Source organism: Coleofasciculus sp. A1-SPW-01, assembly GCF_040217205.1.
Classification (GTDB): domain Bacteria; phylum Cyanobacteriota; class Cyanobacteriia; order Cyanobacteriales; family Coleofasciculaceae; genus Coleofasciculus; species Coleofasciculus chthonoplastes_A.
The window spans coordinates 1-10,158 of record NZ_JAVJNP010000129.1 but is presented as its reverse complement, the minus strand read 5'-3'; the positions used below and the strand labels follow the sequence as shown (position 1 = coordinate 10,158).

Below are 10,158 nucleotides of genomic sequence, written 5' to 3'. Positions count from 1 at the left end.
CAAACCATACTTTTCTAGTATATATCTCTCAGCAGTGGGAACTTATGCACGTTGGTAAAAATTTCATCCCGGTTATGAATAAACGTTACAACTCTGAAAAAAGTGCATAAGGGTCAATCCCTCAGAGACAGATGACAGTGAACCGTTTAATCGTGACTCCTTCATTCTCCTGTAACCATGACTTTCACCTTGTCTAACTTAAAGTCTATAACTCTTCTCTCTGCAGTAAGTTTACTCACTCCCGTAATTATCACCGAACCTGCTCAAGCCGCTAGTTTCAACACCAACTTAATTCAGACACAAGTCCAGCCCCTCTATACGACAACGGGCAATCCCGATGATTATCTTGTATCTCCCGGAACTGGCTATGATGGCGTCGCTCAACTTTCTCTAGGTGGTTTTTGGGGAAGTTCTTGTACAGGTGGGCTATTAGGAACGGGCGCTCATATTCTCACGGCTGCTCATTGTCTTACTGATGATTTTGGGAATTTAAATATCTCGAATGGAACAGCTACATTTGAGTTGACCACAGGTGATGTTAACCTATCAATCGCTAATATTTTTGTTCATGATGATTGGACGGGGGGTTTAGAGAATGGCTATGATATTGCCATTTTAGAGCTAACCGATATTGCCCCAGATACAGTCGATCGCTATGATATTTATCGAAATAAGAACGAAGTGGGTAAAATTGGCAAAAAAGTAGGTTATGGTGGGTCTGGAAATGGTAACGTTGGTGATGTATTTTGGGATGGGTTAAAGCGTTCCGGTCAGAATCGTTATGACGCTTCCGGAGATTTGTTTAATCAACTATTATCCGATAACTTCAGTGACTCCTTATTAGCTTACGACTTTGATAACGGACTGGCAGCGAATGATGCATTTGGCTATTGGTTTGGCGATGATTATGCTGACTTAGGGTTAGGGCTAAATGAAGTAAGTGCAGCATCAGGGGATTCCGGAAGTCCCACATTCATCGATGGCGCGATCGCAGGAGTGACTTCCTTTATGTTACGAGTTTATTACCTTGATGGTATTTCCTCTGATATTGACGATGCCCTCAATTCTTCCTTCGGCGAGTTTTCCTTTGATACCCGTGCGTCATCTTACACGAATTGGATCGACGATATTCTAACCCGTTGGCAGCCTCCAACGCCTCCTGTTGTAGACAATCCAGTACCTACGCCTCCTGTTGTAAACGATCCAGGGGATGACATTGATGAAAACTTACCGAGTGATGATGATATTGCCGATGATCCAATCGACAATACTCCAGATGACGAGATTCCTGATAACCCAGATGATAGTATTGGTGACGATAGTCCAAGTGATCCAGTGTCCGTACCCGAACCTAGAAGTTTAGCTGGACTGATGGCATTCGCGACAGGATTATGGCTAACCAAAAAGAAAAAGGTGAGCCGTTGATTAGTCCGTTAAGAAACCTGGGTAGAGACGTTGCATGCAACGTCTGGGCGGGTTTAGTTACATCTGGGTACAACCGAAAAGATAGTAGTGAAACCCGCCCCTACAGAGATGCCATATACTGTGAAAACTCAGAATAAGCTGTCATGCATTTAAATTGGGTATTAGTAGCGAGCAAGATGCAAAGCCTACGGCATGGCTTCGCTTAACGCACTACGGCAAGGATTGCGCCATTATTGATATTAAGGTTTAAATGCCGAACAGCTTATAAGGCATAAGATAGGCTAAGATTGAACGGTTTCTAGGGGACGCGATCGCAAAATCTGACTGTTTGGCATAAGCTTGAGAGTATCGATACGAATAGGTGACTGGCTTGGCTTCAGGGGAATCATCTCCTGATGGCAAACTGTGCAAAACCAATAAATACCTTGCCGTCTTACGTGGCGTAAGAGGGGATGACCACAACAAAGACAAGTTTTGACTCCCATAATTGCCTATCTCCTGATTTCATAATAGAAGTTGGGTAGGCAGCGGCGCTAGTAAAAGTCTCCAAAGGGTGATCCTTCATCTATCCCAAGACAGAAAACGGGGAGAACAGTAATTCAGTAATGCTCTAGGGCAGAAGGGGTAGAAGAAGGCGTAGAAGGAAAAAAGACCCCAGCCAAAAAGGGGGTTAGATCATTTTTCGTCAGGAGAGTTTATAGCAAGGCGTTTAGGCGAGCGATCGCACCTGAAGTGGAAAAGACTGCATCAACGACTTCGCGCCAAGGCATAACAGATTTTTACACAGACGTTCCGGATCGCGGTCTGGTGCGGTTAAGCTGACGGATAGAGCGAAAGCAAACCCCAACGTCTGATACCTTGGCATCGCCAATTTTAGAGACTAGAGTAGCAGGGGGAACGATATTAAATCGTGTCATCAGTAACAACCAGTCTATGAATAACCAAGTTTTTGAACCCAATAGCGATCAACCCATCCAGTCGAATGTCTGCCTCCCGGAAATTAAAGTAGAAGACGATCGCACCGGGATGACGGTGGAGACGCTAAAACGTGCCTTTGCCGATAACTTGTACTATATCCAGGGCAAGAACGAGTTCTTAGCCACCCCCTACGATTACTACATGGCTCTGGCTTATACGGTACGCGATCGCTTGCTGCATCGGTGGATTAATACCGCGACAACCTACCTGCAAAAAGAGGTCAAGACTGTTTATTATCTCTCGGCAGAGTTTTTAATGGGTCGTCAGTTAAGCAATAACTTGCTCAACTTGAATATGTACGACCGAGTTTGTCAAGCCCTAGAAGAATCCGGATTAAAGCTGGATGACTTAATTGCACTCGAACCTGAACCCGGACTGGGAAATGGCGGGTTAGGACGTTTAGCTGCCTGTTTTTTGGATTCCCTCGCCACCTTAGAAATTCCCGCCGTTGGCTATGGAATTCGCTATGAATTTGGCATCTTCGATCAGCGTATTGAAGAAGGCGCTCAAGTCGAACATCCGGATAAATGGCTGCGTTTCGGCAACCCCTGGGAAATCCGCCGTCCCGAGTTAACCGTTACGGTCAAGTTGGGCGGACATACCGAAGGGTATCATGATGAGAAGGGTCAGTATCGAGTGCGTTGGATTCCCGATCGCAAAGTCTTAGGAACCCCCTACGATACACCCGTACCGGGATACCATAACAACACCGTCAATAGTCTACGTCTGTGGCGAGCCGGAGCCTCCGAAGAGTTCAACTTCCAAGTATTTGACAGTGGAGACTATTCGGGCGCGGTGACAGACAAAATTTTCTCTGAAAATATTTCCAAAGTCCTGTATCCTAACGATAATACCTCTCAAGGTCAACAACTACGCCTAGAACAGCAGTATTTCTTCGTCAGCTGTTCACTCCAAGACATCATCAACACCTACCGCCGCACACACCGGAACTTTGACCAGTTCCACGAAAAAGTCGCTATCCAACTCAATGACACCCATCCCTCAATTGGGATTGCTGAATTAATGCGGCTGTTGATCGATAAATATAAATTGGGATGGAACCGAGCCTGGTACATCACCAAGCACACCTTCGGCTATACCAACCATACCCTGCTATCCGAAGCCCTAGAGCGTTGGCACGTCCGCTTATTCGAGCGTTTACTACCGCGACATCTGGAAATTATCTACGAAATTAACCACCGCTTCCTGGAACAGGTCAAAGTGAAATATCCTGGAGATGGGGAGCGGTTGCAACGCATGTCCCTAATTGAGGAAGGTGGGGAAAAATTTGTCCGCATGGCACACCTCGCTTGTGTCGGTAGCCATAGCATTAACGGTGTAGCCGCACTCCATACAGAATTACTCAAGGAACGAGTGCTACACGACTTCTATGAAATGTTCCCAGAACGATTCAATAACAAAACCAATGGCATTACCCCGCGTCGCTGGCTATTGCTGAGTAATCCCCAACTTTCCAACTTGATTACGGAAAAAATTGGTGATAGTTGGGTGACTCACCTGCAAGACTTGCAAAAACTGGAAGCCTTTGCCGATGATCCAGAATTTCGCCAACGGTTTGCCACGATTAAGCAGCAGCACAAGCAAGAGTTGGTGGACTATATTCTACTGTTTAATGACGTAGAAGTCGATCCCAATTCCTTGTTTGATGTCCAGGTGAAGCGATTACATGAATACAAGCGTCAGTTACTCGATGTTTTGTATATCATTACCCTCTATAACCGGATCAAGCGCAATCCAGGCATCGAAATTCTGCCCCGAACCTTCATTTTTGCAGGCAAGGCAGCTCCGGGCTATTATATGGCGAAGTTGGTGATCCGGTTGATTAATGCGGTTGCTAAAGTGGTCAACAACGACCCCGATGTGGCTGGTCGGATTAAAGTGGTGTTTATGGAAGGATTTTCTGTCTCCTTGGGTCAGAAGATTTACCCGGCGGCTAATCTTTCCGAGCAAATTTCCATGGCAGGTAAGGAAGCTTCCGGCACAGGCAATATGAAGTTTGCCCTGAATGGATCGCTAACGATTGGCACTCTGGATGGAGCAAATATTGAGATTCGGGAAGCTGTGGGAGCGGATAACTTCTTCTTGTTTGGTTTAACCGCACAAGAGGTTTATGACTTGAAATCCCGGGGCTACAATCCGATGGATTACTACCATAGTAATGCTCAATTAAAAGAAGTGATTGATCGCATTGCTTCGGGTGAATTCTGTCCTGAACATCCGGACTTGTTTAAGCCAATTGTGGATTCACTCCTCTACAAAGATGAGTACCTGTTGTTTGCCGACTATCAATCGTACATCGATTGCCAAGATCGCGTCAGTCATGCCTATCGCGACCAAGAGAATTGGATTCGCATGTCCATTTTGAATACAGCTCGCACTGGGAAGTTTTCCTCAGACCGCACAATCCGAGAGTATTGTCAAGATATCTGGCAGGTTGAACCGATCACGATTGACATTGAGGAATATGTGCAAGAAGAAGCCGGGTTGAAGGTGACGAAGCCACCCCTTCATATTTAATTGAAGGCAAGGTGTAATTCATTGAGGTGCATCACATTAATGATCAACGTAGGGGTTTGGTCTCCAAACCCCTCTCAGGGAGAGTATCAAAGAATATCCTTACGCTTCTGTAACCAAAGCGCGATCGCGAGATAAACAACGGTATGTACACAAAGGATACCCCAGTTAAGTCTCAGGTTGTCCCAGGTTGGATTATATTTTGGTTTGCCCCTGTTTATCTTTAACCTGACGGACTAAGCGATGGGCGTCGAGGCGGATATAATTGCCTCGATCCACTAATTCCAAGGTCTCTTGGCGTATAGTAGTAGGCTAAAGAGTCCGATGCGGATCGTATCGCCATCCTGGAGGGGAACAGTGGTATTGATTGGTTTTTCGTTCAGGAAGGTGCCATTGGTGCTACGGTCTTCTAAGACTATTGTCGATGTTCAACCTTTAGCAGGATATCAACTCCACCTACGATTCGATGATGGCGTTGAAGGCATAGTTGATATTAGTCAAATAATAGAATTTACAGGTATATTTACTCCCTTAAAAAATCCAGACTATTTTGCTAAAGTCCAAGTCAATACTGGTGGAGACTTATCCAACCTAACCCACGGCTCTCCAGTAATCAGTATTTTATCCTGTATTATAAGGCTTCACTGGTTTGGGCAATTCGCACAATCGGGTAGAAACGTGAAGCCGGAACGTCTCATTCTCCATTAAGCAAAGGGCGACCCGCTTCCATAAATGAACAACTCTAGTCCACTCAATCGGATCGGGTCGCCCTCTGTTCAAATGTATTTCTCAGATTACGAGATATCTTTGTTCCTTAGGATGTTACGGATTTCGGAGAATATCTGAAAACAATTATTTTGTCACCTCAGACATTGCAGAAAGTAAGGCTCTCAGGGCATGATTAACGGCTTCCGATGTCTTAAAAACCTTAGCCACATCTGGAGCCAAGGTAACTGTTACAGGAGAGTCATCAGTTTGAGTAACAAAACGATTCGGGCTAGCTTTGCTATAGTCAAAGTCATATTCTGGAAGCATTTCGTCATCTATATTGTTAGGAAATTCAGAAGCCTGTGAATTGTTCATAATCCTTACGTTCCTTTTTAGTCGCTAGACGTGCGCTGATAATACGGATAATGTTTCGCCTTCTCTCAGTAAAGCAAACCAACAAAAGTCGATTATTTTGGTGTCCAATGATAATTTCTCATCGTTCACCAACAGAGTGCCATTCATCCTCAAAAATGTAAGCTAGTGGATCATTGAAGACGGCTTGAGCTTCTTCAAAACTGATACCGTGTTTTTGGAAATTCCGGCTCGCTTTTTGGTCATCCCACTCAAATTGTAGATTCATGCACCGATTTGAGGCTATTTGACAATAAAATTAACATCTATTTACTGAACTGGATCAAAAGGAACAGCCAGTACCATTCCCGCGATCGCGGTAAGCTGTTCGGCATTTAAACCTTAATATCAATAACGGCGAAAGCCTTGTAGTGCGAGCATCTTGCTCGCTACTAATACCCAATTTAAATGCATGACAGCTTATCCACTTTATTTTTATTAAGTTAAAGCTAAAGGGTTAGAGTAGGATTAACGATAATCACGTCACGGTGCAGGTGGGAAATCCTGGGCAGGTATATCTCGATAAGGAGACGGGGGTGAAGCCTCTGGAGAGTCGTGTAGCAGGTTTGAAACGAGGCTATAACTCAGATAGGCAGGAACTGCGATCGCGATCAGTACGGCGACTAGACCCAACCAGCTTCGGGCAGTCCATGATGACCCATAATAGCAACGGTAGGGATCAAAGGGTAGCTGCTGGGGATCAATGATATTCCGTAACGCAATCAATCGCTTAAATCGGACTCGTCGATCATCAAGTTTTTCTAATAAGATCCAACCCGCCAGTGCTTCTTCTTCACACAATTGTTGAAATACAGCCGGTTTATGAAATAAGTCTCGGTGCGATCGCACAATTTTGAATTCCCAGCCAACCAGTTGCGGGTCTACTGAAGGTTGTTCTGGATGGCTCATACGGTCAATCGTGCCGTTAGCTTGTCGCTGCTGTAATAACGCTGAGTCTTCTTTTGCCTCAAAACCCATCACAATCTCCTCTTCCTCCTCCTGATAATGATGACTCCCGATCATCTGTCGCCAGCGCAGCCATGTACTGACAACCACTGATTGCCAACCCAGATTGCCGACTAACACGCTGAAAATGGTCACTTCAAGCATTTTTTAGTCATTCGTCATTCGTCATTTGTCATTTGTTATACTCGCTTCTCTCCAAGCCAGCACTGAGTCAGGGCGGGTTTAGCGGCATTTGGGTGGCAAGAAACGATAATCGTGAAACCCGTTCTTACAATCTGTAACACTTAAACCTCTTTTTCGGTTATTCATAATTCATAATTCATCATTTATAAATTCATGACACATAACCTTCCACAACATAATCTGATCCAAGCTGACGCCAACTGACTTGTTCAAGCGTCAGGGCGTCTGTCATCCTTGCTAGTCCTAAATCCCCAACAGGTGAGGGCGCTGTTATACCACCGACAATTTTCGGAGCAATAAATGCCAGTACTTTTTGGACTGTGCCATCCGCGATCGCTCTGGCTGCCAAAGTGCCACCACATTCCCATAACACCGTCGAAAGCTGTCGGTCGTACAGATACGCCATTGCCTTGGCGGGTGTCAGAGGCGTCATTTCAATCACTTCTACTCCCTTGTTCACTAGCTGGTGCTGTAAATCCGGATTGGCTCCGATCTCGGTCAAAACTAACGTGGGAGCATCAGCGGTTTCCCATAAACGGGCATCGATGGGCAAGTCTAGGGTGCGACTCATCACCACTCGCAACGGATTGTGGGTATCGGTATCGTGACTGGTGAGATGAGGGTTATCCAGACGCACAGTATTACCGCCTACAATAACAGCATCACAAGCCGTCCGCAGTTGATGTACATACCGCCGCGCCTCTTGACCCGTCACCCAAGCACTGTGACCACTGGCGGTGGCAATTTTGCCGTCTAGTGTCATGGCATATTTCAACATTCCCCAAGGACGCTTATGCAGGATGCGATGAATAAAGGCTTCATTAAGCTGGCGACAAGCCTCCGTTTCCACACCCACGACAACCTCAATCCCAGCCTTTTTGAGCCGCTCAATCCCACCACCTGCCACGAGAGGATTGGGATCAACCATACCGACGACAACCTTAGCGACTCCTGCGGCAATTAAGGCTTCTGTGCAGGGGGGTGTTCGTCCATAGTGATTACAAGGCTCTAGGTTGACATAAATAGTCGCTCCCTGAGACTTGTCACCCGCTTGACGGAGAGCAAAAATTTCTGCGTGGGGTTGACCTGCGCCTGGATGAAATCCCTCTCCCACCATCGCTCCATCCCGGACAATGACAGCACCCACTAAAGGATTAGGGCTAGTTCGTCCGAGAGCACGGCGGGCTAGTTCGATGCACCGTTGCATCATCGTGCGATCAAATGGCGTCCAATGAGAAGACGCCGATGACACCGATTGAGCATCAGGTTGGGCGTCAACGGGAGAGTGTTCCATCGGTCTGCTGTTTTTCTGGTTATTCTTGAGTTTAGAATATACTCCCCCCGGATCAGGGATTCAGGACTGTCTTTTCTGGCTTATCGTCGATATTCGTCGCCACAATCGCCGATGATTTGATACAAATCATAAGACTTGACTAATACGGCTTCAATCTTCTCCTTATCCTTAGCATCGAGAGTCATGGTAAATACTCTGGCATTATCGTCTATATGTTCCGATATGCCTAACCTCGCCCCAACAATCACACCAGCTACGGCTGGCTGATCGAGGATATACCGCACGGCTACGTTGGGGATACTCACGTTATGGCGAGTGGCTATGTCCTGGAGTACGGTGAGCAATTCTTGAAATAAACTCCATCCGCCCCACCCATTGATCATGTTCTTGTATTTTCTCAAGCTAGCCGTAGACAGTTCTGCCCCACCCGGTTCAGGTTGTCCTAAGTACTTTTCTGATAACAAGCCACCGCAGACTGTGCCATAGGTGAAAAGTTTAATGTCATGGTCTTGACAAAATGGTGCCATGTTGACTTGAGGACGGCGGTCAATCAGGGAATACTGGACTTGATTGGAGAGGATATTGATATCGGCGTCGATGATAATTTTTAGGTGTTCGGTATCAAAGTTGGTTAACGCCAGGTGCTTAATTTTCCCTGACCTTTGCAGTTGTGCCATCTGCTTGAGGGCGTCCAGATAGTTGCGATCGCGGTAGTCCCACCAGTGGAATTGCAGCAAGTCCAGGCAATCCATTCCCATCCGTTGGCGAGAGCGATCGATATTTTTCTCTACCCATTGTCGAGTCATCCGACCCGGGCGGGGTACCCATTTGGTAAAGGCTTGGATGTTTGCTAACGCCTCCTCACCGCGAGTCGCCACCAGTTGACGCCTAAATTCGCCAATAAAATCTTCAGCCGGTCCGTAATGATCGGCGAGATCCCAGGTGGTAAAGCCAGCATCTAGATAATCAAACATACTGGGGATGGCTTTTTTGGGATCAATGCGTCCATGAGCGCCAGATATTTGCCATAAGCCATTTAGGATGCGACAGATGTTCAAATCTGGGGTCAATTGCAATCGGCTGGATTCAGGTAAAGTCATGGTAAGTAGGTTGGGACAATTATAGTTAACGGCTCTGATCGTCATTCGTCTTTCGTCATACTCGCTATCGCGAGAAGCAAGCTACGTCATTCGTCAGGGTTTAAGGTCTATTTGCAGAAATTAATCGTGTTGGGTTTATTTCCACCAGCCTACTTAATTGGATGGATGACCGTTTAGTTGAGGGGTCTCACCCCTATTTACGTTGCCGAGTTGACCAATTAATCTTGAAGAAGAGAAAAAAAAAGAGCCTACGATTGGCTCTCTCGATTATCAGGGTGCATCTACGTAACACAGTATAGCATTTTGGGGGTGAGGGGTGTCACCCCCCTATTTAAATTCAGTTGGGGTTAACTAACAGTCCGTAAATATCTAGACAATCATTGACATAACTAGACATTTTTTATGATATAATACAGGAATGTCTAGTTTAACTCCCCAAGAAGCAGCTACTCTACTAGGTGTGACGGTCTTGCACGTTGCATCGATGGGAACTCAACGGCTCTCATACGATCTTCTCGGACGGCTGGTGGTCATCGTCGATACGATATTGCTGACTTA

The 10,158-nt window shown here is 46.0% G+C and carries 10 protein-coding genes and 3 pseudogenes; 4 read left to right on the top strand and 9 right to left on the bottom strand.

The genetic code is table 11. From position 1 onward, the window contains the following. Positions 1-177: 177 nt before the first annotated feature. Positions 178-1,425 carry a trypsin-like serine protease gene (locus tag RH949_RS20160; RefSeq protein WP_446355649.1) on the top strand — a complete coding sequence of 416 codons (1,248 nt, stop codon included), beginning with the start codon at positions 178-180 and terminating at the stop codon, positions 1,423-1,425. A 246-nt stretch (positions 1,426-1,671) separates the two neighbouring features. Here the strand turns inward: RH949_RS20160 and RH949_RS20155 are convergent, their stop codons facing one another. After that, positions 1,672-1,890 (bottom strand): hypothetical protein, encoded by a 219-nt coding sequence (locus tag RH949_RS20155; RefSeq protein WP_446355647.1) that lies wholly within the window; start codon positions 1,888-1,890, stop codon positions 1,672-1,674. Between the two features lie 244 nt (positions 1,891-2,134). Next, complete coding sequence (locus tag RH949_RS20150; protein WP_006098959.1) at positions 2,135-2,290, bottom strand: hypothetical protein; 156 nt, start codon at positions 2,288-2,290, stop codon at positions 2,135-2,137. A gap of 68 nt (positions 2,291-2,358) precedes the next feature. Between RH949_RS20150 and RH949_RS20145 the strand changes: the two genes are divergently transcribed. Continuing rightward, the gene (locus RH949_RS20145) at positions 2,359-4,941 is read left to right on the top strand and encodes a glycogen/starch/alpha-glucan phosphorylase (RefSeq protein ID WP_446355645.1); all 2,583 of its coding nucleotides are present in this window, start codon (positions 2,359-2,361) and stop codon (positions 4,939-4,941) included. Positions 4,942-5,027: 86 nt separating this feature from the next. Here the strand turns inward: RH949_RS20145 and RH949_RS20140 are convergent. Both RH949_RS20140 and RH949_RS20135 read right to left on the bottom strand, forming a co-directional pair. Next, a pseudogene (locus tag RH949_RS20140) lies at positions 5,028-5,138 on the bottom strand (ABC transporter permease); the annotation flags it as partial. 78 nt (positions 5,139-5,216) lie between these two features. Next, positions 5,217-5,321: a hypothetical protein gene (locus RH949_RS20135; protein ID WP_446355703.1), complete on the bottom strand. Its 105-nt coding sequence runs from the start codon at positions 5,319-5,321 to the stop codon at positions 5,217-5,219. Positions 5,322-5,334: 13 nt separating this feature from the next. On the opposite strand from RH949_RS20135, the gene RH949_RS20130 reads away from it, so the two are divergent. Then, positions 5,335-5,646 carry a DUF2442 domain-containing protein gene (locus RH949_RS20130; protein ID WP_446355643.1) on the top strand — a complete coding sequence of 104 codons (312 nt, stop codon included), beginning with the start codon at positions 5,335-5,337 and terminating at the stop codon, positions 5,644-5,646. Between the two features lie 144 nt (positions 5,647-5,790). On the opposite strand, the gene RH949_RS20125 is transcribed toward RH949_RS20130, so the two are convergent. The 5 genes and pseudogenes from RH949_RS20125 to RH949_RS20105 form a co-directional block, all read right to left on the bottom strand. After that, positions 5,791-6,021: a hypothetical protein gene (locus RH949_RS20125; RefSeq protein ID WP_446355641.1), complete on the bottom strand. Its 231-nt coding sequence runs from the start codon at positions 6,019-6,021 to the stop codon at positions 5,791-5,793. Next, positions 5,999-6,286, bottom strand: a pseudogene (locus tag RH949_RS20120) (BrnT family toxin). The gene RH949_RS20125 and the pseudogene RH949_RS20120 overlap by 23 nt, the downstream one beginning before the upstream one ends. A gap of 254 nt (positions 6,287-6,540) precedes the next feature. After that, the gene (locus tag RH949_RS20115) at positions 6,541-7,167 is read right to left on the bottom strand and encodes a hypothetical protein (RefSeq protein ID WP_446355639.1); all 627 of its coding nucleotides are present in this window, start codon (positions 7,165-7,167) and stop codon (positions 6,541-6,543) included. Between the two features lie 190 nt (positions 7,168-7,357). Beyond that, positions 7,358-8,500 (bottom strand): bifunctional diaminohydroxyphosphoribosylaminopyrimidine deaminase/5-amino-6-(5-phosphoribosylamino)uracil reductase RibD, encoded by a 1,143-nt coding sequence (gene ribD, locus RH949_RS20110; RefSeq protein WP_006098965.1) that lies wholly within the window; start codon positions 8,498-8,500, stop codon positions 7,358-7,360. 80 nt (positions 8,501-8,580) lie between these two features. Beyond that, complete coding sequence (locus tag RH949_RS20105; protein WP_446355701.1) at positions 8,581-9,600, bottom strand: aldo/keto reductase; 1,020 nt, start codon at positions 9,598-9,600, stop codon at positions 8,581-8,583. A gap of 418 nt (positions 9,601-10,018) precedes the next feature. Between RH949_RS20105 and RH949_RS20100 the strand changes: the two are divergent. Continuing rightward, positions 10,019-10,158 (top strand): annotated as a pseudogene (locus RH949_RS20100) (MerR family DNA-binding transcriptional regulator); the annotation flags it as partial.

Coding starts and splice junctions, on each gene's coding strand:
- RH949_RS20160 (WP_446355649.1), top strand. CDS start 178: ATGACTTTCACCTTGTCTAACTTAAAGTCTATAACTCTTCTCTCTGCA.
- RH949_RS20150 (WP_006098959.1), bottom strand. CDS start 2,290: ATGCCAAGGTATCAGACGTTGGGGTTTGCTTTCGCTCTATCCGTCAGC.
- RH949_RS20145 (WP_446355645.1), top strand. CDS start 2,359: ATGAATAACCAAGTTTTTGAACCCAATAGCGATCAACCCATCCAGTCG.
- RH949_RS20125 (WP_446355641.1), bottom strand. CDS start 6,021: ATGAACAATTCACAGGCTTCTGAATTTCCTAACAATATAGATGACGAA.
- RH949_RS20115 (WP_446355639.1), bottom strand. CDS start 7,167: ATGCTTGAAGTGACCATTTTCAGCGTGTTAGTCGGCAATCTGGGTTGG.
- ribD (WP_006098965.1), bottom strand. CDS start 8,500: ATGGAACACTCTCCCGTTGACGCCCAACCTGATGCTCAATCGGTGTCA.
- RH949_RS20105 (WP_446355701.1), bottom strand. CDS start 9,600: ATGACTTTACCTGAATCCAGCCGATTGCAATTGACCCCAGATTTGAAC.